The sequence below is a fragment of the Lysobacter sp. FW306-1B-D06B genome, assembly GCF_038446665.1.
Classification (GTDB): Bacteria; Pseudomonadota; Gammaproteobacteria; order Xanthomonadales; family Xanthomonadaceae; genus Lysobacter_J.
In genome coordinates, this window is sequence record NZ_CP151802.1 from 2,103,228 (window position 1) to 2,126,485 (window position 23,258).

Annotated in this window: 30 protein-coding genes; 13 read left to right on the forward strand and 17 right to left on the reverse strand. The window is 68.5% G+C overall.

Annotated elements, in window-relative coordinates; all coding sequences use genetic code 11:
* Positions 1 to 243: 243 nt before the first annotated feature.
* The 5 genes from AAFF32_RS09745 to AAFF32_RS09765 all read right to left on the reverse strand — a co-directional run bounded on the left by AAFF32_RS09745 (position 244) and on the right by AAFF32_RS09765 (position 3,365).
* The gene (locus AAFF32_RS09745) at positions 244 to 723 is read right to left on the reverse strand and encodes a hypothetical protein (protein WP_342317178.1); all 480 of its coding nucleotides are present in this window, start codon (positions 721 to 723) and stop codon (positions 244 to 246) included.
* Between the two features lie 153 nt (positions 724 to 876).
* Positions 877 to 1,143, reverse strand: a complete 267-nt coding sequence (gene minE / locus AAFF32_RS09750) for a cell division topological specificity factor MinE (protein WP_137834801.1) — start codon at positions 1,141 to 1,143, stop codon at positions 877 to 879.
* Positions 1,144 to 1,146: 3 nt separating this feature from the next.
* The gene (gene minD / locus AAFF32_RS09755) at positions 1,147 to 1,956 is read right to left on the reverse strand and encodes a septum site-determining protein MinD (protein ID WP_216959159.1); all 810 of its coding nucleotides are present in this window, start codon (positions 1,954 to 1,956) and stop codon (positions 1,147 to 1,149) included.
* A 24-nt stretch (positions 1,957 to 1,980) separates the two neighbouring features.
* Complete coding sequence (gene minC, locus AAFF32_RS09760) at positions 1,981 to 2,757, reverse strand: septum site-determining protein MinC (protein ID WP_216959156.1); 777 nt, start codon at positions 2,755 to 2,757, stop codon at positions 1,981 to 1,983.
* 8 nt (positions 2,758 to 2,765) lie between these two features.
* Positions 2,766 to 3,365, reverse strand: a complete 600-nt coding sequence (locus AAFF32_RS09765) for a GNAT family N-acetyltransferase (protein WP_216959154.1) — start codon at positions 3,363 to 3,365, stop codon at positions 2,766 to 2,768.
* A gap of 184 nt (positions 3,366 to 3,549) precedes the next feature.
* Here AAFF32_RS09765 and AAFF32_RS09770 point away from each other — a divergent pair, with 184 nt between their 5' ends.
* From AAFF32_RS09770 to AAFF32_RS09795, 6 genes are all read left to right on the forward strand, one after another.
* Positions 3,550 to 4,746 carry a sensor histidine kinase gene (locus tag AAFF32_RS09770; RefSeq protein ID WP_216959151.1) on the forward strand — a complete coding sequence of 399 codons (1,197 nt, stop codon included), beginning with the start codon at positions 3,550 to 3,552 and terminating at the stop codon, positions 4,744 to 4,746.
* A complete protein-coding gene (locus AAFF32_RS09775; RefSeq protein WP_216959149.1) occupies positions 4,743 to 5,384 on the forward strand; it encodes a response regulator transcription factor in 642 nt (213 codons plus the stop codon). Before AAFF32_RS09770 ends, AAFF32_RS09775 begins: the two co-directional genes overlap by 4 nt.
* 261 nt (positions 5,385 to 5,645) lie before the next feature.
* Entirely contained in the window at positions 5,646 to 6,722 is a 1,077-nt protein-coding gene (locus tag AAFF32_RS09780) for an SRPBCC family protein (RefSeq protein ID WP_216959146.1), read from the forward strand.
* A gap of 167 nt (positions 6,723 to 6,889) precedes the next feature.
* Positions 6,890 to 7,267 (forward strand): DUF423 domain-containing protein, encoded by a 378-nt coding sequence (locus AAFF32_RS09785; RefSeq protein ID WP_216959142.1) that lies wholly within the window; start codon positions 6,890 to 6,892, stop codon positions 7,265 to 7,267.
* Position 7,268: 1 nt separating this feature from the next.
* Positions 7,269 to 7,943, forward strand: a complete 675-nt coding sequence (locus AAFF32_RS09790) for a DNA-3-methyladenine glycosylase (protein ID WP_342317179.1) — start codon at positions 7,269 to 7,271, stop codon at positions 7,941 to 7,943.
* 125 nt (positions 7,944 to 8,068) lie between these two features.
* A complete protein-coding gene (locus tag AAFF32_RS09795; protein WP_216959136.1) occupies positions 8,069 to 8,464 on the forward strand; it encodes a hypothetical protein in 396 nt (131 codons plus the stop codon).
* A 34-nt stretch (positions 8,465 to 8,498) separates the two neighbouring features.
* Here AAFF32_RS09795 and AAFF32_RS09800 read toward each other — a convergent pair whose 3' ends face one another.
* From AAFF32_RS09800 to AAFF32_RS09825, 6 genes are all read right to left on the reverse strand, one after another.
* The gene (locus AAFF32_RS09800) at positions 8,499 to 9,308 is read right to left on the reverse strand and encodes a M15 family metallopeptidase (protein WP_342317180.1); all 810 of its coding nucleotides are present in this window, start codon (positions 9,306 to 9,308) and stop codon (positions 8,499 to 8,501) included.
* Positions 9,309 to 9,351: 43 nt separating this feature from the next.
* Entirely contained in the window at positions 9,352 to 9,528 is a 177-nt protein-coding gene (locus tag AAFF32_RS09805; RefSeq protein WP_342317182.1) for a DUF4177 domain-containing protein, read from the reverse strand.
* Entirely contained in the window at positions 9,525 to 9,719 is a 195-nt protein-coding gene (locus AAFF32_RS09810) for an Arc family DNA binding domain-containing protein (RefSeq protein WP_216959130.1), read from the reverse strand. The genes AAFF32_RS09805 and AAFF32_RS09810 overlap by 4 nt, the downstream gene beginning before the upstream one ends.
* Before the next feature lies 1 nt (position 9,720).
* Positions 9,721 to 10,008 (reverse strand): hypothetical protein, encoded by a 288-nt coding sequence (locus AAFF32_RS09815; protein ID WP_216959127.1) that lies wholly within the window; start codon positions 10,006 to 10,008, stop codon positions 9,721 to 9,723.
* Between the two features lie 7 nt (positions 10,009 to 10,015).
* Positions 10,016 to 10,879 (reverse strand): SPFH domain-containing protein, encoded by an 864-nt coding sequence (locus tag AAFF32_RS09820; protein ID WP_216959123.1) that lies wholly within the window; start codon positions 10,877 to 10,879, stop codon positions 10,016 to 10,018.
* A gap of 89 nt (positions 10,880 to 10,968) precedes the next feature.
* Positions 10,969 to 11,898, reverse strand: a complete 930-nt coding sequence (locus tag AAFF32_RS09825; protein WP_216959120.1) for a hypothetical protein — start codon at positions 11,896 to 11,898, stop codon at positions 10,969 to 10,971.
* Positions 11,899 to 12,024: 126 nt separating this feature from the next.
* Here AAFF32_RS09825 and purT point away from each other — a divergent pair, with 126 nt between their 5' ends.
* Positions 12,025 to 13,224, forward strand: a complete 1,200-nt coding sequence (gene purT / locus AAFF32_RS09830; protein WP_342317184.1) for a formate-dependent phosphoribosylglycinamide formyltransferase — start codon at positions 12,025 to 12,027, stop codon at positions 13,222 to 13,224.
* A 7-nt stretch (positions 13,225 to 13,231) separates the two neighbouring features.
* Entirely contained in the window at positions 13,232 to 13,666 is a 435-nt protein-coding gene (locus tag AAFF32_RS09835; protein WP_216959115.1) for a hypothetical protein, read from the forward strand.
* 596 nt (positions 13,667 to 14,262) lie between these two features.
* On the opposite strand, the gene AAFF32_RS09840 is transcribed toward AAFF32_RS09835, so the two are convergent.
* Entirely contained in the window at positions 14,263 to 15,975 is a 1,713-nt protein-coding gene (locus AAFF32_RS09840) for an alkaline phosphatase (RefSeq protein WP_342317185.1), read from the reverse strand.
* A gap of 143 nt (positions 15,976 to 16,118) precedes the next feature.
* Between AAFF32_RS09840 and AAFF32_RS09845 the strand changes: the two genes are divergently transcribed.
* Together AAFF32_RS09845 and AAFF32_RS09850 are read left to right on the forward strand one after the other, a co-directional pair.
* Entirely contained in the window at positions 16,119 to 17,417 is a 1,299-nt protein-coding gene (locus tag AAFF32_RS09845) for a dicarboxylate/amino acid:cation symporter (RefSeq protein WP_342315102.1), read from the forward strand.
* A complete protein-coding gene (locus AAFF32_RS09850; protein ID WP_342315103.1) occupies positions 17,417 to 17,848 on the forward strand; it encodes a GNAT family N-acetyltransferase in 432 nt (143 codons plus the stop codon). The genes AAFF32_RS09845 and AAFF32_RS09850 overlap by 1 nt, the downstream gene beginning before the upstream one ends.
* A gap of 81 nt (positions 17,849 to 17,929) precedes the next feature.
* On the opposite strand, the gene AAFF32_RS09855 is transcribed toward AAFF32_RS09850, so the two are convergent.
* The 3 genes from AAFF32_RS09855 to AAFF32_RS09865 form a co-directional block, all read right to left on the reverse strand.
* The gene (locus tag AAFF32_RS09855; RefSeq protein ID WP_216959103.1) at positions 17,930 to 18,418 is read right to left on the reverse strand and encodes an 8-oxo-dGTP diphosphatase; all 489 of its coding nucleotides are present in this window, start codon (positions 18,416 to 18,418) and stop codon (positions 17,930 to 17,932) included.
* A complete protein-coding gene (gene bla, locus AAFF32_RS09860) occupies positions 18,418 to 19,296 on the reverse strand; it encodes a subclass B3 metallo-beta-lactamase (RefSeq protein ID WP_342315104.1) in 879 nt (292 codons plus the stop codon). Before bla ends, AAFF32_RS09855 begins: the two co-directional genes overlap by 1 nt.
* 100 nt (positions 19,297 to 19,396) lie before the next feature.
* Positions 19,397 to 19,822 (reverse strand): hypothetical protein, encoded by a 426-nt coding sequence (locus AAFF32_RS09865; RefSeq protein ID WP_342315105.1) that lies wholly within the window; start codon positions 19,820 to 19,822, stop codon positions 19,397 to 19,399.
* Between the two features lie 142 nt (positions 19,823 to 19,964).
* Here AAFF32_RS09865 and AAFF32_RS09870 point away from each other — a divergent pair, with 142 nt between their 5' ends.
* Entirely contained in the window at positions 19,965 to 20,570 is a 606-nt protein-coding gene (locus AAFF32_RS09870; RefSeq protein WP_216959095.1) for an NAD(P)H-dependent oxidoreductase, read from the forward strand.
* Positions 20,567 to 21,067 (forward strand): acyl-CoA thioesterase, encoded by a 501-nt coding sequence (locus tag AAFF32_RS09875; protein WP_216959092.1) that lies wholly within the window; start codon positions 20,567 to 20,569, stop codon positions 21,065 to 21,067. The genes AAFF32_RS09870 and AAFF32_RS09875 overlap by 4 nt, the downstream gene beginning before the upstream one ends.
* A 59-nt stretch (positions 21,068 to 21,126) precedes the next feature.
* Here the strand turns inward: AAFF32_RS09875 and AAFF32_RS09880 are convergent, their stop codons facing one another.
* Together AAFF32_RS09880 and AAFF32_RS09885 are read right to left on the reverse strand one after the other, a co-directional pair.
* Positions 21,127 to 21,807 (reverse strand): C40 family peptidase, encoded by a 681-nt coding sequence (locus AAFF32_RS09880; protein ID WP_216959089.1) that lies wholly within the window; start codon positions 21,805 to 21,807, stop codon positions 21,127 to 21,129.
* Between the two features lie 146 nt (positions 21,808 to 21,953).
* On the reverse strand, positions 21,954 to 22,436 hold the full coding sequence (locus AAFF32_RS09885; protein WP_342317261.1) for a C40 family peptidase: 483 nt from the start codon (positions 22,434 to 22,436) through the stop codon (positions 21,954 to 21,956).
* 166 nt (positions 22,437 to 22,602) lie between these two features.
* Between AAFF32_RS09885 and AAFF32_RS09890 the strand changes: the two genes are divergently transcribed.
* On the forward strand, positions 22,603 to 23,082 hold the full coding sequence (locus AAFF32_RS09890; protein ID WP_216959086.1) for a peptidylprolyl isomerase: 480 nt from the start codon (positions 22,603 to 22,605) through the stop codon (positions 23,080 to 23,082).
* Positions 23,083 to 23,258: the final 176 nt, after the last annotated feature.

Here is a 23,258-nt window from a genome sequence, read left to right on the forward strand (position 1 = left end):
ACTGCGCGCCAAGGGCGGCAGGCCCCGGAAGGCTAGAGGCGGGGCGGGACCGGCGCAAGGGAAGAAGGTTGTGGTGCGGTGCAGCGAGCACCGCCAGCGCCGATACCGAAGCTGTCATCCCCGCGAAGGCGGGGATCCATGTCTCCGGCGCATCAGGCTTTCCGGAGAGCGAGTGGTGCGTTCAGGTGGATAGTGCCGCCGTTCGGCGTCCCAGAAGACCCCGCCTTCGCGGGAATGACGGCTTCAAACGGGCAGCGTCAACCTGCGCGTACGGGAATCCGCCAGGCCGCGTTCTGCCAGCCAGGCCCAGGCCGAGTCCGCATCCTGTTCGAAGTACGCCTTCGCCGAGCCCAGCCGGAACGTGTAGCCCCAGCCGTCCATGTCGGCGAGCACGCGCTCGCGGCCGACGCCGGGAATCGCATCGCCGAGCAGCGCCTGCAGCACGCACACGGCGTCTTCTTCCTCGATGGAATCGGTGGCGTCGGTGTGGACCTGCGCGCGTCGCTCGGGCGGGAGCACGATCAGGTGGGCGGCTTCGTGCAGCAGCGAATGCACGGGCGTGTCGCCGCGTGCGTAGACGTCGCTGCCGATCAGGCCGGCTTCGCACTCGCCCCAGTAGCTGCCGGGGATCGTTTCGCCGTCCGCGACGCGGTGCAGGACGAGGGCGTAACGCGCGAGCAGCGAGGCGGTGGCGTCGAAGTCGATGTCGGAAAGGGTGAGCATGGTGCGTTATGTGATCCCCTCTCCCGGTTGCGGGAGAGGGCCAGGGTGAGGGCGTGGCGCGGAGCGACGCCGGATGAGTCGCTTCCCTTCGCTTCCCTCATCCGGCCTTCGGCCACCTTCTCCCGCACGCGGGAGAAGGGGAGGTCAGGCTTGTCACGCCTGCGCCGGGTTCTCCGGCAGCGCGACCGAGATGTCGAGCACCTTGTTGTCGCCTTCGCCGATCAAGTCCACCTTCACCGCTTCGGCGTCGACGTTGATGTACTTGCGGATCACTTCCAGCAGTTCACGCTGGAGCATCGGCAAATAGTCGGGACTCGTGCCGCCGCGGCCCGCGCGTTCGTGCGCGACGATGATGCGCAGGCGATCCTTGGCGATCGAGGCGGTCTGCTTCTTGGCGAGCAGGAAATCGAACAGTCCCATTCCTCAACCTCCGAAGATCTTGCTGAAGAAACCCTTCTTCTCTGCGGTGATGAAACGCATCGGCCGGGTGTCGCCCAGCAGGCGCGCCACGGCGTCGTCATAGGCCTGGGCCGCGTTGGATTCGGTTTCCAGGATGACCGGCTCACCCTTGTTCGACGCGTTGAGCACGTCGGGGGATTCGGGGATCACGCCGATGGTCTTCAGGCCGAGGATTTCCTCGACGTCGCCGACCGACAGCATTTCGCCCGTTTCCACGCGATTGGGGCTGTAGCGGGTGAGCAGCAGGTGTTCCTTGATGCGCTCGCCGTTTTCGGCGCGGCGCGTCTTGGAGGCGAGCAGGCCGAGGATGCGGTCGGAGTCACGCACCGAGGACACTTCCGGGTTCACCACGACCAGCGCCTGGTCGGCGAAGTACATCGCCAGGTAGGCGCCCTTCTCGATGCCGGCCGGCGAGTCGCACACGATGTAGTCGAAGCCGTCGGCGACCATCGCATCGAGCACCGTCTGCACGCCTTCCTTCGTCAGCGCGTCCTTGTCGCGCGTCTGCGAGGCGGCGAGCACGTACAGGTTCTCGAAGCGCTTGTCCTTGATGAGCGCCTGCTTCAGGTTCGCTTCGCCGTTGACGACGTTGACGAAGTCGTACACCACGCGGCGCTCGCAGCCCATGATCAGGTCGAGGTTGCGCAGGCCGACGTCGAAGTCGATGACGGCGACCTTGTGGCCACGACGCGCGAGGCCGCAGGCGAGGCTGGCGCTGGTCGTGGTCTTGCCGACGCCGCCCTTGCCCGAGGTCACTACGATAATTTCGGCCACTAAAAATCCTCCGTTAATGCGGTCTCAATCCAGAGCCGCGATTTTGATTTGTTGGTCTTCGAGCCAGATCTGCACGGCCTTGCCGCGCAGTTCCTTGGGAATGTCTTCCAGCACTTTGTAATGGCCCGCAATCGCGACGAGTTCGGCATGGAACTCGCGGCAGAAGATGCGGGCCTGTTCGTTGCCCTTCGCGCCTGCAAGCGCGCGTCCACGCAACGGACCGTAAATATGCACCGAGCCGTCGGCGATGACCTCCGCGCCAGCCCCCACCGTTGTGAGAACGGTCAGGTCGCGGTTCTCGGCGTAGATCTGCTGGCCGGAACGCACGGGCACCGACTGCATCATGCCCGGCGCGGCGTTCGACGTCGCGGGGGCGGGCGCTGCGGGCGCGCTCTTGGCGGCGGCCTTGGGCGCGGGTTCGGGTTCGCGACGCGCCGGTGCCGGCGCTTCGGCCGCGGCGGCGGCCTCGTCGCGCTCGTAGGACGCGCGGAATTTCGCCAGCAGCGGCAGGCCCAGCGCCTCGGACAGACGCTCGATCTCGGTCGTTCCGTAAGCCAGCGCGACCGGCAGCACGCCGGCGTCGCGCAGGCCTTCGATGAGCGCGCGCGCGGTGGCTTCGTCGGGCGTGCGGGTGAGGCCGCCGAAGTCGATCACCACGGCGGCGCGGGCGAACAGCTTGGGCGCGCGCTGCACGCGGCCGCGCATCTCCTCGACCAGCTTGGCGACGTCGAGCGTGCGGATGCGCAGGTTCGCGATGCCGACCTGGCCGATCTTGAGCTCACCGGCCAGTTCGAAATCCATGGCGGCGCTCACAGGGCGGTACCCGTGGCGCGGCGGGCGGCGAAGGCGGTGCGCGGACGGGTGATCCACGGCGCCTGCGGCAGGGCATCGCCGTAGGTGTCGCGCACCCAGGTGTAGCTGCACAGCGGCTTCATCAGCATGGCGGCGCGCACGTCGGCCTCGTCCATCATGTGCTGTCCCACTTCGTGGAAGCCGAAGCTGCCGTGGAAGAGCAGGGCGGGGTCGTTGCTGCCTTCCAGGAAGACCTCGCAGGCCATCTGCGGGTAGCGCAGCTCCGCGTAGCTCTGGGCATCGGCATAGAACGCGCGGCCCACGCCGCCACCGCGGCGGCGGCTGGCCACGACGATGCGGTCGATATAGAAGAAATCCGGATAGCGCTCGCGGAACCAGCGGAAGTTGCTGCTGTCGTGGTCCGTGTGGCTGCCCATGCCGATCAGGAAACCGGCGATGGCCCCGTCGCGCTCGGCGACGCGGAAGTATTCGGCGGTATCGAAGAAGTGACGCAGTCTCGCCGCATCCAACGGCAGGATCGCGGGGCCGGCGGCGTTGTTGAGGGCAAGGACGGAATCCAGCTCGTGCTCTCGCACGTCGCGGACGACGATCGACATTCCAGGCTCCAGCTAAAGCATTCAGACCAGGCGCGAAGCGGCCGGCGGGGCGATTATCGCATGGCCTCACCCCCCGGGCGACCCGTCGCTACGGATGCCTGCCATCCGGCGCAAAGGCCCGCCGATCGCTGAGACATGACTTTCGGACGGCTCCCCAGGCCCTTGATGCGTTTAGCATGCGTGGATGTTGGCCCGCCTAAACCACACTCGACTGTTGCGCTACGCGGGCCTGTTCACCTGGGGCGCTGTGGGCCTGTGGCTGCTGAACGTCTGGCTGGATCCGGCGATCCTGAGCCCGGAAACCGAAGGCCCGCCGACCCTGCAGATCCTGCGCTGGCTCGCCGTGTACCTGGCCTTCGGCGCGGTCTACTGGTGGATCACCCGCCAGCTCGGCCAGCGCCACCCGGGGATCTTCGACCACCTCCTGCTGCTGATACTGACCGCCTGCGCGATCGGCGTCGGCTACTTCTCGGGCACCGGCCTGGGCAGCATCCTGCTGATGGTGGTGGCCGGCCTGCTGCCCTGGCTGATGTCGGTGCGATGGGGGCTGATCCTTCTGATCGGCGGCAACATCGCGATCATCCCGGTGTTCGTGGAGGCGCTGGATTTCCCGCCGGTCGTCGCGGTGCTCCAGTCGATGACCTACATGGGCTTCTCCAGCCTGGTCTTCGTCACCGCCCTGGTGGCCCGCCAGCAGGCCGAAGCCCGCGAGGAGCAGCGCCGCCTCAATGCCGAGCTGCGCGCCACCCGCGCCCTGCTGGGCGAGAGCGTGCGCGTCAACGAGCGCACCCGCATCTCGCGCGAGCTGCACGACCTGCTTGGCCACCACCTCACCGCGCTGAGCCTCAACCTCGAAGTCGCCGGGCACCTGTCCGACGGCCGGGTCAAGGAGCACGTCCAGCAGGCCCACACGCTGGCGCGCCTGCTCCTGACCGATGTGCGCGAAGCCGTGAGCCAGCTGCGCGAGGGCGGGGCGATCGACCTGTCCGCCGCGCTGCTGCCGCTGGCCGAGAACGTGCCGGCGCTGGAGATCCACATGGACATCGAGGCGCCGCTCACCATGGACGATCCGGAGCGCGCCCACGTGCTGCTGCGCTGCACCCAGGAAATCATCACCAACGCCGTGCGTCACGCCGGCGCGCGCAACCTGTGGATCAACGCCGGCCGGCGTGCGGACTGCATCGTCATGAGCGCGCGCGACGACGGGCACGGCGCCGACAATCTGGTCGCAGGCAACGGCCTGCGCGGCATGCGCGAGCGTTTGCAGGCGCATGGTGGTGACCTCAAGATCGAAACCCGGCTGGGTGCGGGCTTTTGCCTGCATCTGACCCTGCCGGCCTCGGCGGCTGCGGCCGCCGCCTGCGAAGGAGCCATCGCATGATCCGTGTGTTGATAGTCGACGACCAGACGCTGGTCCGGCAGGGCGTCCGCTCCCTGCTGGCGCTGGCGGAGGGCATCGAAGTGATAGGGGAGGCCGGCGACGGCCGCCAGGCGGTGGAACTGATTCCGCAGCTCAAGCCCGACGTGGTCCTGATGGACATGCGCATGCCGGCGATGTCGGGCCTGGAGGCGCTGCAGTACATGGCGCGCAACAACACGCTGCCACCGACGATCATCCTCACCACGTTCGATGACGACCAGCTCGTGCTGGCCGGCCTGAAGGCAGGTGCCAAGGGCTACCTGCTCAAGGACGTCTCGCTGGAGCAGCTGGTGAGCGCGATCCAGGCCGTGGCCGACGGCGGTTCGCTGGTGCAGCCGGCCGTGACCCAGCGCCTGCTTTCGGGCCTGGAGCACATGCGCAACGATTTCGTCAGCCTAGACCGTCCGGACCCGCTGACCGAACGCGAAACCGAGATCCTGCGCCTGATGGCCGGTGGCTTCTCCAACAAGGAGATCGCCAATTCGCTCGGCGTCGCCGAAGGCACCATCAAGAACCACGTCTCGAACATTCTCTCCAAGCTTGGCGTGCGCGATCGCACGCGCGCGGTGCTGAAGGCCTTCGAGCTGCAGCTGGTCTGAAATCGCAGGTGAACGCCCCCCTCTCCCGCCTGCGGGAGAGGGCCGGGACGAGGGTGGCCGGAGCGCCCATCTCCCGGGCCGCCACCCCGGCAAGCCGGCCATCGGCCGCAACCGCACGTTGCCAATCCTGCCGGCCCGCGCCAAGGCGCCCCGGGGCTCACTTTTGTTGCCCCGGACGGCTGCCCCGGCCGCAGCTTCCTTGATACGATTGCCGGTCTGTGTCCCGGCTAGACCGGGTCCGGTGCCCTCGGAGAAACCTGAATGACCCGTCTGATCGAGATTTTGATTTCCTTGGCAATCGTTGCCGCGCTGTTCCTCATCGTGGGTGTTGCGCTGCCGTCGAGCCGCCATCTGCAGCACTCGGTTGAAACCAACCGCAAGCTCACCATCGTTTACGACACCATCAACAGCCTGCGCCGCTTCAAGGACTGGAACCCGCTCGTCCTGCGCGATCCGAACATCCAGCTGAAGCTGTCGGGTCCGGATTCGGGCGTCGGCGCCCGTCTTGACTACGACTCCAAGGAAAAGGGTCTGCGTCAGGGCAGCTGGGAGATCACCGCTTCCGACCCGGGCAAGCGCGTCGCCTATGCGCTGACCGACATCGAGCCGGGCCGCAACAAGCGCACCGAGTTCACCCTGAAGCCGACCGGCCGCGGTGGTCGTAACGTCGAGATCACCCAGACCTACGACGTCGACTACGGCTGGAACCTGATCGGCCGTTACGCCGGCCTGTACGTCAGCAGCAACGTCGGCGAAGACATGAAGATGGGCCTGTCGCGCCTGACCAACATGCTCGCTGCCGTGCCGAACTACGACTACGCCGAGCTGAGCAAGGACGATCCGGCCAAGGCGCCGAAGATCGTGGAGCGTCCGGCCGAGAACCTGCTGGTCGTCACCGCTGCCGTGGAGCGCACCAACGACAAGGTCATGGGCCAGATCAACTCCAACATGGAGTGGATCAAGAAGGTCATGGCCGCCAACGGCCTGGAGCCGGCCGGTCCGGTCCGCATCGTGACCAACGAGTTCGGTTCGGAAATGTATTCCTTCGACGTCGCCCAGCCGGTCAAGAAGATCGGTGCCGCCGACGGCGCCCAGAAGCTGGACATCAAGCTCGAAGGCCCGGTCACCGCCGTGTTCAACGAGCCGGCCCGCGTTGCGGTCGTGCCGGGCTTCAAGGGCCACATGGCCAACCTGTCGAAGGTGCGCGATGCACTGCGTGGCTGGGCGATGACCCACGGCTACGAGACGGTCGAACGTCCGTACGAGGCCTGGACCGGCGGCATCACGGCGGGCTTCACCGAGGAAGGCACCTACGACGTGTTCTGGGCCGTCAAGTAAGACGCCCGGCAAACGCCGAAGCTTCACCGAACGCGCCGCGGATTCCGCGGCGCGTTTGTTTTTGTCCGGCCAAACCGGTTGCGCGCGATGGCGTGTTGCGCCGCCGGGCTTTCACGCGCGTGCGGCGAGGCGCTATGGTGGCGCCACTCGCGTTCCGGACGAATCGCATGGGCCTTTACCCGAGCACGCATCACCTGCCTGTATCCGCGCGCATCCTCGTCGCATGCGGTGCGCTGCTTGCGGCCGGAGCCGTCGCGCTGTCGGCCTATGCCGCGCACGCCGTGCAGGGCGTGGACCAGCAACGCCTGCACAGCGCGGCATTGTTCGCCTTCGGCCACGGCATCGCCCTGGCGGCACTGGTGCCGCGACGGCCGCGCGGTTTCCGCACGATCGCCTTGTTCCTGCTCCTGCTGGGCACGCTGGTGTTTTCCGGCAGCCTGGCCGGTGCGGTGTTCGCGGGGCTGCCGACGCGGTTCGCGCCGATCGGCGGCAGCCTGATGATCCTCGCGTGGGTGCTCTACGCGATCGATGCGCTGAGGCGCTGACATGCCCCGGCACGCGCGCGGATTCGACACCGAAGCGGCGCATGCGCATCTGCTCAAGCGCGACCGCCGGCTCGCCAAGTGGATGAAGAAGATCGGCCCGATCGAAGCCGATCCGCGCTGGCGCAAGCCGTTCGATCCGGTCGATGCGCTGGCGCGCGCGATCCTCTACCAGCAGCTCAGCGGCAAGGCGGCGGCGACGATCGTCGGCCGCGTCGAGGTCGCCATCGGTGCCACGCGCTTCCATGCCGACACGCTCGCGCGCATCGACGATGCGGGGCTGCGCGCATGCGGGGTGTCCCGCAACAAGACGCTTGCGCTGCGCGATCTCGCCGCGCGCGAGGCCGGCGGTGAGATTCCCGACCTGCGGCGCATGAGCGTCATGGACAACGACGCCATCGTGCAGGCGCTGGTGCCGGTGCGCGGCATCGGCCGCTGGACGGTGGAGATGATGTTGATGTTTCGCCTGGGCCGCCCCGACGTGCTGCCCACCGACGACCTGGGCATCCGCAAGGGCGCGCAGCGCGTGGACGGCCTGGAATCCATGCCGACGCCGAAGGCGCTGGCCGAACTGGGTGAACGCTGGGGCCCGTACCGGACCTACGCCAGCCTTTACCTGTGGCGCATCGCCGACCTGGCGGTGGCGGCGAAGGAAGCCACCAAGCGTTCGCAGGACTGAGTCCGCGCGGCCGATCCGTGTGCACCGAGACCGCGACGCCGGCGTGACGCCCCGCGTGCCTAGACTCGCGCTGCCGTAGGCCGTATCGACCCTGCCCGATCCAACCCTGCCCGAGGAGGTTCGTCATGCGATCGCTCCATCCCCTTGGCCTGACCCGCGTTTCCCTCGCCGCCGTGCTGCTGGCCCTGTTGCCCGCGCTGGCACTGGCGAGCCCGTCCAACAAGTGGCGCATCCAGGTCAGCAGTGACGCCGACAGCGACGGCGTCGTGGTCTTCCGCATTGCGCCCGCCGATTCCGCGCCCGTGGACGTCACCGTGCAGGTGCCCAAGGACGCCAACGAAAACCACATCGCGCGGATCATCCGCGACACCCTTCGCGCCAAACTCGGCGACCGTTACAAGGTCGAGGTCGACGACGGCGAGGACGTGCTGCTGAAGAAACACCTCGGCAACGCGAGCTTCGACCTGACCATCACCCAGAAGACCGTCGCCGGGACGCGCATCACGCTGGACAAGGAGTGATGCCCGGAGGTCGCGGGCAGAAAGCGGCGCCGCGTCACGCGATGCGGTAGGCCCAGTGCCACGGCTCGTAGACGATGCCGTGCGGATTGTCGCGGGGGTAGGTCATCGCGAAGCCGTAGGCGTCGGCGTTGTCGCGCAGCCAGGCGAAGGCGCGGGTGCCTTCGAAAGATTCCTCGGCCGGCGGTTCGTCCGGCGTGCCGATGTCCAGCGCGAGGCCGGAATGGTGTTCGCTGTAGCCCGGCGCGGCGTTGACCGTGAGGATCTCCTCCACGCTCAACCCGCGGGCCAGCTTGCGTTCGAAAATGCCCAGCTGGTAGTCGTGGCTGCGGTAGCCGGAGATCGCTTCCAGCACGACGTCATCGCGCAGCGCGGCGTCGTGCATCAGCGCCCAGGCGCGCGCGGCTTCCACGCGCAGCCACAGCGGGCGGCGGTAGCGATCGAAACCGGCGAAGGCCAGCCAGTCCGGTTCGGCCACCAGCGCAAGGCCCGTGCGCTCGGCGTAGGCGTCGTCCAGGCCCAGCGCCTCCAGGCGGTCCTCGAGCCGGTCCAGCGGCAGTTCGTGCACGTGTTCCAGACCGGCACGCAGGTGGCCGGGGGCGGCTTCGACCAGGTCCAGCGCCGCGTCCAGCCCGGGTTCGCGGCGCAGGTGCGGCACCAGCGCGAGCAGTCCTTCGGGGAGGTCGGCGGCCAGGTACTGGCCGTCGCGCTTGCGCCGCAGCACGTGGCGAGCCCGCGACAGGGCCCGCGCATCGAAATTGCTGCGCGCGCGCAGCAGACCGCCGGGCCAGACCTCGATCCGGGGTGTGTTGATCAGGACGGTCTTGTTGGGGATCGGGCCGCGCATCGGGAGAGGGTAGCGGGGCGCGGCCGGCGATGCACCCGCCGCGTCAGGCCGGGCGCTTGAGCACCGCGCGCAGATGGTCGAACGGCGTCACCGGAATCACGCTGACCAGCTCCCAGCCTTCCTCGCCGAGGCGGTTGAGCTCTTCCTGCAGCCGTTCGCTGACGGCCGGGCCGAGCATGCGCGGCACGATTTCGATCACCTGGTACGTCCACTGATTCACGTCGATTCCTCGTCGGATGCGGGATGGGGATTCGCGGGCGGGCCGGGCAGGCGGCCCGCGCGTCGCAAAGCGTCGCGCAAAACGTACTCGATCTGCGCGTTGAGGCTGCGCAGTTCATCGTCCGCCCAGCGTTGTGCGGCCGTCAGTACGTCGGCGTTGATGCGCAGCGGGTAGGCCTTCTTCTCGGTCACGTCAGCGCGGTCCGGGCCGCTTGCGGCCGAGCTTGAACAGCAGCAACAGGCCCAGGCCGTTGACCGCCACGACCATCGCCACGATCACCACCAGCCGCCGCGTCTCGTCCCCACCGGCCCACAGCAGGCCGAGCGCGCCGGCCACGATCGCCACGCCCACCAGCCGCATCAGCCGCGCCAGCGGCGGCACGGGCGCGCCGCGCGGGCGGCCGCGACCCATCATCTTCGCCGCGACGAACGCCGGCAGACTGCTCAACGCCAGGATCAGCGGCAGTACGTAGTCGCCCATCGCCATCTCAGTAGAGCGTGCCGGCGTTGACGATCGGCTGCGTGGAACGCTCGCCGCACAACACCACCAGCAGGTTGCTGACCATCTGCGCCTTGCGCTCCTCGTCCAGGTGCACCACGCCGTTCTTCTGCAGTTCGGCCAGCGCCATTTCGACCATGCCCACCGCACCGGCGACGATGCGCGTGCGTGCGGCGATGATCGCATTGGCCTGCTGGCGCTGCAGCATCGCCTGGGCGATTTCCGGCGCGTAGGCCAGGTGGCTGATGCGCGCATCGACCACGCGCACGCCCGCGTCGGCCAGGCGTTCGGCCAGTTCGTCCTGCAGGTGCTGACTGATTTCCGCGGCGTGGCTGCGCAACGCGAGCTGGCCTTCCTCGTGCTGGTCGTAGGGGTAACTCGTCGCCATCGCGCGCAGTGCGGATTCGGACTGGATGTGCACGAAGCTCTCGTAATCGTCCACGTTGTAGACCGCCTCGGCGCTGTCCACGACCTGCCAGACGATGACGGCGGCGATCTCGATCGGGCTGCCGTCCAGCTCATTGACCTTGAGCTTGCCGCTCTCGAAGTTGCGCACGCGCTGGCTGACCTTCCGGGTGCCGTAGAAGGGGTTGTTCCAGCGCAGGCCGTTCTCCTTCTCGGTGCCCACGTACTTGCCGAACAGACTCAGCACGACCGACTTGTTCGGCTCGACCATGTACAGGCCGAGCAGGCAGAAGGTGGCCACGACCAGCACCAGGATCGCGATGCCAACCCGCAGGGGCGTGCCGGAGTCGACGGCCTGCATCAGCTGCCACAGGGCGATGACGTCGATTGCGATCAGGACCAGCAGGACCGGGATGCCCGGCAGGGAGCGGATCGGGTTCTCTTTCATCGCCTTCGCCTCCATTCTTCGTTGGAGGTTTGATATCAGAAAGATATCAACTGACGCAATCGCGCCGGGCAGGCCGCCGACGGACGGCGTCAGGGCGTGATCCGGTACAGCGGGGCCGGCACGAACTCGCCGGTGGCGAAGAGCGAGCGGCCGTCGGCACTCCAGCCCAGCGCCTCGGCCTGCGGCAGCCAGGGCAGGGGCTCGAAGCGGGGCACGCGGGCGACGGCCTCGCCCCAGGTTTCGTCGCCGCGACGCGGATAGAACAAAAGCCAGCGGTAGGTCATCACCGCCAGCGTGCGGCCGTCGGGTGAGAGGTCGGCCGCGGTGACCTGGCTGTCCAGACGTGCGCGCTGCGGGCTGCGGCGCAGCATCTCCGCCGACGGCTGCGGCACGCCGGCCAGCATTCCCATGCGTTGGGCGGTCTGCAGCGCGGTACCCGCAGGACGCAACGGCAGCCCGAACAGCTCCGGTGGCTGGCGCTTTTTCGAGATCAGCAGGACTTCCTCGCGCGCGGCGTCCACTGCGACGGCCTCGCAGTCGCGCGCGCCGTCCGGCCAGCGGAATGCGATCGACCAGGCCGGGCGCAGCCGCGCGTTCTCGATCTTCTCCGGCTCCTCGATCACGTGCAGTTGCAGGCTGCGGCGCAGCCCGCCGTTGTCGCCGGTGTCGGCCAGGAGCAGGTAGGACTTGCCGTCGAGTTCGAAGGCGGCGATGTCTTCCCAATCGGTCTTGGTCACGCCTTCCACGCGGAACGTCGCCAGCCGCGTGCCGTTGGTGCTCACCGCGAACAGGCGCTCGGGGTTGCCGCCGTCGTCGTGCATCCACAGCACGTCGCGATGGCGACGCGAGGCGGCCAGGCCGCTGATCTCGTCCATCTGCGGATCCAGCAGCACGCCCGCCAGGCGCGTGCCGTGCTCGCTCGCCTTCGGCGCATCGCTTTCGCGCGCGCAGCCGGACAGCACCATCGCGAACGCGAGGAGCATCAGGGCGGGCAGGTTGCGCGGGTGGGGGCCGGGCATCGTCGGCAAGGATCGCATGCCGATGCGGCGCGTCCATAGTCCGCGCGTGCCCGTTCGCCCGCGCGACCACGCCGCCCGACGGCAACCGGTAAACTGGCGGGCCTCCCCAAGACATCCGGATCGCGCATGGTCACGCTCGGCACGCCCTTGTCCCCGCATGCATTCCGCGTGCTCCTGCTCGGTTCGGGCGAACTCGGCAGGGAAGTGGCGATCGAGCTGCAGCGCTTCGGTGCCGAAGTCATCGCCGCCGACCGCTACGCCGATGCGCCGGCGATGCAGGTGGCCCATCGCAGCCACGTGCTGGACATGCTCGACGGCGGAGCGGTGCGCGCGCTGATCGCGCTGGAACGTCCGCATCTGATCGTGCCGGAGATCGAAGCGATCCACACCCAGACGCTGGTCGAACTGGAGCGTGAGTTCGCCGCGCGCGGCAGCGACGTGCGCGTGATCCCGACCGCCCGCGCCGCGCGGCTGACGATGGACCGCGAAGGCATCCGCCGACTCGCCGCGGAGACGCTGGGCCTGCCGACGTCGCCCTACCGTTTCGTCGACACGCTGGAGGACTATCGCGCCGCGGTCGCCGAAATCGGCCTGCCCTGCGTGGTGAAGCCCGTGATGTCGTCCTCCGGCAAGGGCCAGAGCCTGGTGCGCGTGCAGGCGGACATCGACAACGCGTGGGAGTACGCACAGACGGGCGGTCGCGCCGGTGCCGGCCGCGTCATCGTCGAGGGCTTCATCGACTTCGAATACGAAATCACCCTGCTGACCGTGCGTCACGCCGGCGGCACCACGTTCTGCGCGCCGATCGGCCACCTGCAGCGCGACGGCGATTACCGCGAAAGCTGGCAGCCGCAGGCGATGTCGCCGCGCGCGCTGGAACGTGCGCAAGACATCGCGCGCGCGATCACCGACGACCTCGGCGGCTGGGGCGTGTTCGGCGTGGAATTGTTCGTGAAGGGTGACGAGGTGTGGTTCAGCGAAGTGTCGCCGCGCCCGCACGACACCGGGCTGGTCACGTTGATCTCGCAGGACCTGAGCGAGTTCGCGCTGCATGCGCGCGCGATCCTGGGCCTGCCGATTCCGGCGATCCGGCAGTTCGCCCCGGCGGCGTCGTGCGCGGTGCTGGCGCAGGGCCATGGCGTGCCGGTGTTCTCCGGCGTCGATGCCGCCTTGGCGCAGGCCGACACGCAGCTGCGCCTGTTCGGCAAGCCGCGCGTGGAAGGCCATCGCCGCGTGGCGGTGACGCTGGCGCTCGCGGACGATGTCGATGCTGCGCGCGAATCGGCGCGCAATGCCGCCGCTGCCCTTTCCATCGAACTGCGCTGAGGCCCCCATGCACGAAGATGCCAAGCACGAACGGTTCCAGGGCTACGCGGTGTTCCTGTATCCGCAGGCGCTGGAAATCCTCGGCGAAGCGATCCGGCCGTACCTGCACGACGGCCCGCACGGCCCGCACGTGCTGTGCAGCGCGATCGACACCGGTGGCGCGCTGATCGAGATGACCTTGCAGGGACGCACGGCCGACGACCAGTCGGTGGAAATCGAGCTGATGATTCCGTCGAACATGGTGCGCATGATCGTGTCGGCGCGCAGCGACGGTGCGTTCGGTTTCGGCCCGCGCGTGCCGCTCGCCGAAGCCGGCGCGGTGTCATCGCTCCCGCCGGCGCCGCTGGCGTCCGCGCGGACCGCGCAATTGCCGGTGGAGTTCGCCAACCCCACGTCCGACGCGGTGCCGTCGACGACGGCGAAGCTGCCGCCGGAGGGATGAGCCGCGCTGCCTGCGGACCATCGTCCGCAGCGCGGCGAACGAGCGGCGAGTCACGGCGGACCTGGCAATCCAGCACGGGCTCTCGGTGCGTGGGCACTCCGTCTGCGATGAACCACATGACCGTCATCCCGGCGAAGGCCGGGATCCAGGCCCTCGGCATGCGGGCACTCTCTCAGCGGTAAACCTCGTCACCGTCATTCCCGCGAAGGCGGGGGCTTCTGGGCCGCCGCATGGCGGCACTCTCCAGGGACGTTTCACGCCTTCCCTGCTGCGCTTGAACCGCGACAGCAAAAAATGGATTCCAGCTTTCGCTGGAATGACGAGAGATGTCGGGCCGCATGACGGCCTGGATCCCGGCCTTCGCCGGGATGACGGCATTGGCAATGCGCTTATGTGCTGATGCGTTCGCTGGAATGACGTGACGCAGCGGACGGCGTGACAGCCTGGGTCCCGGCCTTCGCCGGGATGACAGTGAGTCCTTGCTGTTGCGGCGACCGTCGAGCCGCCCGTCAGATCAGGCGCGAACGACCGCGAGGATTCGCCGCCGTCGCCCCACGCTTGCACTCACGCCCATGCCCACTTACCCCCGCGCCGCCTTACTCCCGAGCCGCGCGGAACTTATCCGGATCCGGCAACGTCACCGGCACGCCGTTGTCGTCGCAGTCGCCGGCCTTGCACAGCTCGCCACGCAATGCGGGCATGGACTGCAGGAGGAAGTGGAAGATCGTGTTCTGCTCGACATTGCCGCGCACCGCGTCGCTGCCCGGGCCGTGCGCCCAGATGCCGACGTCGTCACCGCCATGCGATTCGGCCGCGGTGGGCACCAGCGCTTCCTGCAGGTAGTCGGGGTCCTGCGTGTCGACGTTGCGCAGGTCGGGGCGGCCGTTCTTCGGGATCTGCACGCCGCTCACGGTGTGCAGGAAACGCTTCGGGCCTTCCGGCTGCTGTGCGCTGGCGCCGATGTAGCCGGGACCGTTGCTGTAGCTCAGCGTGGTGTAGGGCAGGCCGAGCTGGTCCAGCGCGTAGCTGCCGTTGCCGTCGTCCTCGCCGCTGCTGCCGCGCACCTTGTCCAGGATCGGATTGCCGCGCTTGGGATAGCCGACGAAGCTCAGCGTGTGCGAGTGGTCGGCCGTGACCAGGATCAGCGTGTCCTGCGCCGACGTCGCATCCACCGCCGCCTGCACCGCTTCGCTCAGCGCGATGGTGTCGGTGAGTGCGCGGTACGCGTTGCCGTAATGGTGCGCGTGGTCGATGCGGCCGCCTTCGACCAGCAGCACGAAGCCCTTGTCGTTCTGCTTCAGGCGCGCGATCGCCGCGCGCGTCATCTCCGCCAGCGTGGGCTCGCCCGCGCCGTCGCGCGGACGGTCCTGCGAGAACTGCATGTGGTCGGGTTCGAACAGACCCAGCAGCGGGCCGTGCGCCGGCGCGTCGGCGAGCTGCTGCGCGTTCCAGACGTAGGTGCCTTCGGGATGGCGCTGCTTCCACTGGGCGATGAGGTCGCGGCCGTCCAGTCGCTCGCCGACCTTGTCGTCGTACTCCGGGTCGCGCTCGGACACGGGCATGAAGTTCTTCCGACCGCCGCCCATCAACACGTCGGGACCGTGGCCGTAAGGGGTTTCGACCAGCTGGCGGGCGATGTCGACGCAGCCGTCGGCGCGCGCCTCGTCGCTGAGTTCGGTGTCGTTCTCCCAGTTGCGCTCGGGCGTGTGGGTGAAGGTCGCGCCCGGCGTGGCGTGCGTGACGCGCGTGGTGGTGACCACGCCGGTGGCGAAGCCGCGGCTGGCGGCCAGTTCCCACAGCGTGAGCACCGGCGCCTTCAACGCCTGCGCGCAATCCTTGCGCGGCGCCTGCTGGCCGATGCTGAGCACGCCTGCGCGCGTCTTCACGCCGGTCGCCATGGCGCTCATCGTGCCGGCCGAATCGGGCGTCTGCGAATCGGTGTTGTAGGTGCGGCTCAGCGCGGTGGACGGGAAGTTCTCCCAACTCAGCCGGTTCTCTTCGCCCGGGCCGCCCTTGCGCTGGCCGTCGAGGATGCGCGCGGCGGCGACGGTGGTCAGGCTCATGCCATCGCCGACGAACAGGATCACGTTCTTCGCGCGGCCCGACATCGCGCCACGCGCGGCCGCCTGCGCGGCGCCGTCGCGGAACCACCACTGCGGCGTTTCGCCGGCGGGGTGGCGGATCGACGGGACCTCGACCTCCAGCGCGGTCGGCTTTGCCGGATCGGGCGATGCGCCGCCGGTGCTGGCGCAGGCGCAGGCCAGCAGGGTGGTGGCGAAGGCGAGGACGGTGCAGGGCGTTCGGGACATTCGGGAGGCGTCGTCGGAAGGCAATGCGCGATTATGAGGCGCGTTATTGCAGCTCTGGGACACCGGCGTTGCATTCACGGGGTCGCCACCCCAAATGTCGTGGGCTATCGTGCAAAGTCGCCCGTTTGTGTAAAGAGGTCCTGATGAAGGTGGTGTCCGCCTGGTTGCGAATTCCGTTCTGGCAGCGCGTGCTGGCGGGCTTCGTATTGGGCGCGCTGGCGGGCTGGGCGTTCGGGCATTCGGCCGAGGTCTGGTTCGGTCCGCTCGGCACCATCTACGTCACCCTGATCAAGATGGTCGCCGTGCCGCTGGTGTTCTTCGCGGTGATGAACGCCATCGGCAGCCTGCACGGGCAGAAGTCGGTGGCCGCGCTGGGCGGGCGCACCTTCCTCTGGTTCGCGATCACCGCCGCGCTCGCGGTCGGCGTGGGGCTGGCGATCGGCTGGCTGCTGCAGCCCGGCCGCGGTCTGACCGGGCTCACCGTCGCGCCCGACTACAGCGTGCGCGAGCTGCCTTCGCCGCTCCAGGTGCTGCTCGACGTGGTGCCGGCCAATCCGTTCAAGGCGCTGAGCGAAGGCAAGATCCTGCAGGTGATCGTGTTCGCCGGGCTGGTCGGTTTCGCGCTGGTGAAACTGGGCGAACGCGTCGCCGGCCTGCGCAAGCTGGTGGGCGAGGCGAGCGACACGATGGTGCAGGTCACGCGCTTCGTGCTGGAGATGACCCCGCTGGGCACGTTCGGCCTGATCGCCTCGCTGGTCGGCGCATACGGTTTCGAGAAGCTGCTGCCGCTGGGCACGTTCGTGTTCGCGCTGTACCTGGCGTGCGCGATCCACATCGTGTTCGTCTACGGCAGCCTGCTGGCGGCGCACGGGCTCAATCCGCTGAAGTTCTTCCGCGGCGCGGCGCCGGGCATGCAGGTGGCCTTCGTGGCCTCGTCGAGTTTCGCGGCGATGCCGGCGGCGATCCGCTCGGTCACGCACAACCTGGGCGTGGACAAGGATTACGCCGCCTTCGCCGTGCCGCTGGGCGCGAGCATCAAGATGGATGGCTGCGGCGCGATCTATCCCGCGCTGACCTCGATGTTCGTCGCGCAGTACTTCGGCCTGCACCTGGAGCCGAGCCAGTACATCACCATCCTCATCGCCTCGGTGCTCGGCAGTTTCGGCACCGCCGGCGTGCCGGGCACCGCGATTGTGATGGTGACGCTGGTGCTGTCGGCGGCGGGTCTGCCGCTGGAAGGCATCGGTTATCTGGTCGCCATCGATCGCGTGCTCGACATGATGCGCACGATGACCAACGTGACCGGCCAGATGGTGGTGCCGGTGCTGGTGGCGAAGGAATCGGGCCTGCTCGACCGCGACGTGTACGAAGCCGCCTCGAGCAACCTCGGCATCGCCGAAGGCGAGAAGGCCGAAGTGCGCGGCGCGCGGGACGCCGGCTGATGGACGCGGCGCAGGTGGAACTGGTCGAACGGTTCCCCGGCGCGGAGGATTACTGCCGCCTGCGCGCGCAGGCGGGCATGGCGACACGGACCGTCGAGGCCGCAAGGCTTGGCCTGCCGCACACGCTCTACGGCGTGAGCCTGCTCGACGAAGGCGTGGTGGTCGGCATGGGTCGCGTCATCGGCGACGGCGGTTGCTTCTTCATCGTGGTCGATATCGCCGTCGTGCCCGAGTATCAGGGGCACGGGCTGGGTCGGCGCATCATGGCCGCGCTCAACGACTGGCTGCGTGCGAACGCGCCGGTGTCTGCGGTGGTGTCGCTGGTGGCCGATGGGGATGCGAAATTCCTGTATGCGAAGTACGGCTTCGTCGAGACGCCGTATTCGATCAACATGGAATATCAGGTCGAGAACGGGAACGCAGCGACCTGAGCGATTGCCGCTCCGACACCCTCAGCCCACCCCCTCTCTGCAGAGCTGAGAAGGTGCCGGCAGGCGGATGAGGGCAGGGCGCTAGATCCGCGAATACGCCCACGACTTCATGCGCCCATCGCGATACGGCATCACGCCGTGGAACGCGCGCGGGTCGTCGTCGAACACCAGCGGCAGGAAGTTGCGGTCGCCTTCCCACATCGGCAGCTCGTCCAGGCGCTCGATCGGCACCCATTCCAGCGTGCCTTCCGGGTTGCTCGCGTGCGGCGTGCCGCTGAAGCGCGTGATGACGAACACGAAGCCCAGCCAGTCCTCGCCGTGCTTGCCGAAGCCGGGCCAGCTGATCGTGCCGCGCAGCTGCATCGCTTCGCACTCGATGCCGGCTTCCTCGAGGATCTCGCGGCGCATGCCGGCCACGACGTCCTCGTCGCGTTCGATCTTGCCGCCCAGGCCGTTGTACTTGCCGAGCTGGTGGTCGTCGGGCCGTGCATTGCGATGGACCATCAGCACTTCGCGGCCGTCGGGCGAGAGCACGTAGCCGAGCGTGGCCACGATGGGCATGTACGGCATCAGCGTGCGTCCTTCGCGGCGGCGCGCTGCTCGCGCAGCGTCTTGTCGAACGCGTTCTCGGCGCGGTCCGCATACGCTCGGCAGGTGAGCGTGGTCGGCGCGGTGGACTCGCCCAGCTTCCAGCCCGAGGCGTCCGGATGCGGTGTCATCAGAAGGTCGCAGGGCAGCGTGCGGACTTCGGCAAACGCGCGGCGGTAGTCGTCGACGATGCGCGGTTGGCGGGCGTTGCCGACCAACTGGTAGCCCGGCGCGCTGAGGCTGTCGACATAGGCGATGCGCAGCGGCTTGCCGTTCTTCGTGTCGGTCCAGGTCCAGCTCGTGCTGCCCGGCGTGTGGCCGGGCGTGAAGTGTGCGGTGAACGCGACGCCGCCCAGTTCCACGACTTCGCCGTCCATCACGATGCGGTCGGCATTCGCCGGCGGAAACAGCATGTCGTCGCCGAAGTGCAGGTCGTCGAAGCCGCCGCGTTGCAGCAGCACGGCCGATTCGGCATTGGCGACCAGGCGCGCGCCGGTCGCGCGCTGGATGGCGGCGGTGGGGCCGGCGTGGTCGATGTGCGCGTGGCTGAGCAGGATCAGCTTGAGATCCTTTGGTGCGACGCCGAGTGCGCGCATGTTTGCCAGCAGCATGTCCGCCGCCTGCGGCAATCCGCCGTCGATGAGGACGGCGCCGGCGTCGGTCTTGATCAGCACCGCGCCCAATCCTTCGGTGCCGATGTAGGACGTGCGATCGGCCAACGCGAACGGCGCGATCGGACGGCGCCAGGAATCGCGTGATGTATAGGCTTTGGCTTCCGGCAGCAGCGGTTCTGCGGCGTACGTCAGGGAAGGGAAGGCGAGGGCAGTCAGCAGGACGAGAGGCGCAGCGAACGGGCTCATGGAAGCGGGGCGCATGGATGCGTCGAGGTGTCGCGAAGGGGGAGCGCACAGTGTAAGCCGCTCCCGCGAGGCCGCACGCGTTCTCAGGCGTCGCTTCGCATCACGGCACGCGCGGCAACGTCGAGCGCCGGTACACCAGGCGCATGGCGAGCAGCGCGACCGGGATCGGCAGGAGCAGGCCCGCGACCGACAACCAGGTCGGATGCGGCACTTTCATGATCATCCCCACCACGCCGGAGAGCACCACCAGCGCGACCAGCAGCGCGGCGGCGGTCTGGTGGCGGGCGATCTTCGCCGCCGCGAGCGCGCCGATGAACGTGCCCAGCAGCCAGGCCACCAGCACCGTCAGCTTGGCCGCGAACGGCATGCCCGCGATGAAGGCGGCGAAGGCCGCCTCGTTGGCCGGATCGGTGGGATCCAGCCCCGCCGGAGGCGGCCAGAAACGGTGACCGAGCATTTCGACCGCCGCGATGACCGCGATCGCCAGCACCACGCCGACCAGCATCCCCAGGATCGTGCGTCCCATCGCGGCGTCTCCCGTCCGTCGCTTCGTTGGCGGCGAGGATCGCGCGCAAGCGGGCCGGGAGCAAGCGCGCCCGCCGCAACGTGCCCGCCGCAAGCACGGGTCGCCGCGCATAATCGAACGCCCCCATGCGATGGAGCCCGCGATGTCCGACCACCCGCCCCGCCTGCTCGCCTTCGCCGGCAGCCTGCGCCAGGGCTCGTACAACCGGCGCCTGGTGCACGTGCTGGCCGAAGGCGCGCGCCGGGCCGGCGCGCAGGTCACGCTGATCGAACTGCGCGACTACCCGCTGCCGATCTACGACGGCGACATCGAGGCCAGCGGCGTCCCCGATGCCGTGCGCGCGCTGCAATCGCTGATGGGGCGTCACGACGGCCTGCTGATCAGCACGCCGGAGTACAACGGCTCGATGCCCGCGCTGGTGAAGAACACGCTGGACTGGATCTCGCGGCCGACCGAATCGGGTCGCACGGGCGTGTCGTTGTTCCAGGACAAGGTGGCGGGAATCGTCTCCGCCTCGCCCGGTCCGCTGGGCGGATTGCGTTCATTGCTGGTGCTGCGCGATGCGCTGGCCAAGCTCGGCCTGCTGGTGGTGCCGCAGCAGGTGGCGGTGGGGCAGGCGGCGGACAAGCTGCCCGATTACGGCGTCCTCACCGACGACCGGCTGCGTGCCGGCGTGCACAACGTCGGTGCGGCAGTGGTGCGCCATGCAGGCGCGAACGTGAACAACCCGACGGGAGCAGTGGCATGAGCGGACGTCAGCGTGAACTCAACCTGCGGTTCCTCGCCGAGCCGACCGACGTTAACTACGGCGGCAAGGTCCACGGCGGCATGGTGATGAAATGGATCGACCAGGCCGGCTATGCCGCAGCGGTCGGCTGGAGCGGCCGCTACAGCGTGACGGTCGCGGTGGGCGGCATCCGCTTCGTCGCCCCGATCCGCATCTCCGATCTGGTGACCGTGCACACCAAGCTGGTCCACACCGGCACATCGAGCATGCACTTCGCCATCGACGTGAAGGCGCGCGACCCGATGGAAGGGCCGGAGCAGGAGCGCCTGTGCACCCACTGCATCATCGTCTTCGTCGCGCTGGACGCGGTGGAGGGCAAGCCCACGCCCGTGCCGGCCTGGACGCCGGTCAACGACGACGACAAGCGCCTGGCCGAGTACGCGCTCAAGGTGATGGAGCTGAGCAAGGGCATCGAGCAGACCGTCGAACGGCTGGCCGCGGTGAACGACGCCGCCTGATACGGCCCAAGAAAAAGGCCGCCCCAGGGCGGCCTTCGTGAATTCGGTAGCGGGAAGCGTCAGATGCCTTCGATCCGGCGCGCTTCCATGAACTTCTGGCTCCAGTAGCCGGTTTCCAGGCTGGAGACCTGGACGTCCTTGCCACGGCTGGGGGCATGGACGAAGCGGCCTTCGCCGACGTAGATGCCGACGTGGTCCACCCGGCCGCGGCGGCCGAAGAACACCAGGTCGCCCTCGTTGAGCTTGGCGCGATCGGCGATCAGCTCGCCGCTCTTGGCCATCTCGCGCGAAACGCGCGGCAGTTCGATGCCCAGGGCGTTGCGGAACACGTAGCCGACCAGGCCGCTGCAGTCGAAACCCTTGTCGGGGTCGCTGCCGCCCCAGCGGTAGGGCGTGCCCAGCAGCGCCATGGCGCGCGTCAGGACGGTCTTGATCTTGCTCTGCTTCTCGGCCGGCAGCTGCGCCACCGGATCGTTCGCCGAGGCGGTGGGCGCCAGCAGGCGGTTCAGGTCCGTCGCCAGGAGCAGGGCGCGGTCGGACAGGTTCATCGATTCCGGCAGCGCGGTGTGAGCGACGGGTGCCGGGCCGTCGGCGGAATCGCCGGCCAGGGACGAGGACGGCATCTGTTGCGCGATAGCCGGAGCGGCCAGCAGGGCCAGTGCCGCAGCGAGCGCGAACCGGGCGGAATGCCGGTTGCGGCTGGTCGGGGCGAGGTTGGCGCCTGGGGTCGAATGGGGCATCACGCAGTCATCACACATCGAGTCGCCGGGGATGATGCCTGTCTAAGCGACGAATGTCGTTCGTATTTCGTAAATTTTTCGTTACGTGAATTCGCGCCAGGTCACAAATCGTGCCAGCGGCTTCACTGGCCGATCACCGGGAAGCCTCAGCGCAGGACCCGTTTGGTGCCCGTGTAGTGGTCGCGCCAGTAGCTGCCGTCCAGGTGGTCCAGGCGGACCGTACCGCCGGTGCTGGGGGCGTGGACGAAGCGACCTTCGCCGACGTAGATGCCCACATGGCTGACGTTGCCGCTCTGGCCGAAGAAGACCAGGTCACCCGCGGCGAGGCGGTCGGGCACGATTTTGGGGCCCTGGAAGGCCGCCAGGTCGCGCGAGGTCCGCGGCAGGCTCAGCGCCAGCGTGTCGCGGTAGACGTAGTTGACCAGCCCGCTGCAGTCGAAGCCGCTCTCGGGCGTGTTGCCGCCGTACCGGTAGGGCGTGCCGACCAGGCTGATCGCCCGCATCAGGACCGCATTGGCCGCGGCCGGATTTTCCGGCGACACGACCGGCCAGGCGCGCTGCGCCGGCGGTGGGGCGCGGCGCACGGTCTCGCGCCCGCCGCCGCATCCGGCCAGAGCGGCCACGACCAGGGCCAATAGAAAGAAGGAGACGCCGCGTGCTGGCGCGGGAAAGAGCTTGCCGGGATAATGCCGAGCTTTCGTCACGGCCGGTACTTTGGCCGTTCATGTCGTCGACGGCAAGCCTGCCGCCGCACCCGTGCCGCCGCCGTCGCGGCCAACAGCCGAGTTCCATTCCATGAAGATCGAGAAAGACCGCGTCGTCCTCTTCCACTACACCGTTTCCGAAGTCGGCCAGGAGCCGCTGGAAACCTCCGAGGGCCGCGAGCCGCTGGCGATCCTGATCGGCCACGGCAACATCATTCCGGGCCTGGAGAAGGCGATGGAAGGTCGCGAGGCCGGTGAGAAGTTCGAAGTCGACGTGGTCGCCGCCGAAGCCTACGGCGAGCGCCGCGAGGGCCTGACCCAGCGCGTGCCGAAGAAGCACTTCAAGGGCGCCCGCCTGGAGCCGGGCATGCAGGCCGTGCTGCCGACCAATTTCGGTCCGCGCGCCGTCACCATCCAGAAGGTCGGCATGAGCGTGGTCGACGTCGACCTCAACCACCCGATGGCCGGCAAGGACCTGCACTTCGCCATCGAGATCACCGACGTGCGCGAAGCCTCGGCGGAAGAGATCGAGCACGGCCACGTGCACGGCGAAGGCGGCCACCAGCACTGAGCCTTCGCTCACCGCGACACCCGACGGCCCGCGCAAGCGGGCCGTCTGCGTTTGCGGCGGCATGATCCGTGGCGGCGCTCTGCGACGCGGTGGATTCCGACACGACGCCGCGTGCAGTTCCCAATGCCCAGCGGAGATTCGACGCAGGATCCAGCGAAAGCCGCATGCTCTAATCG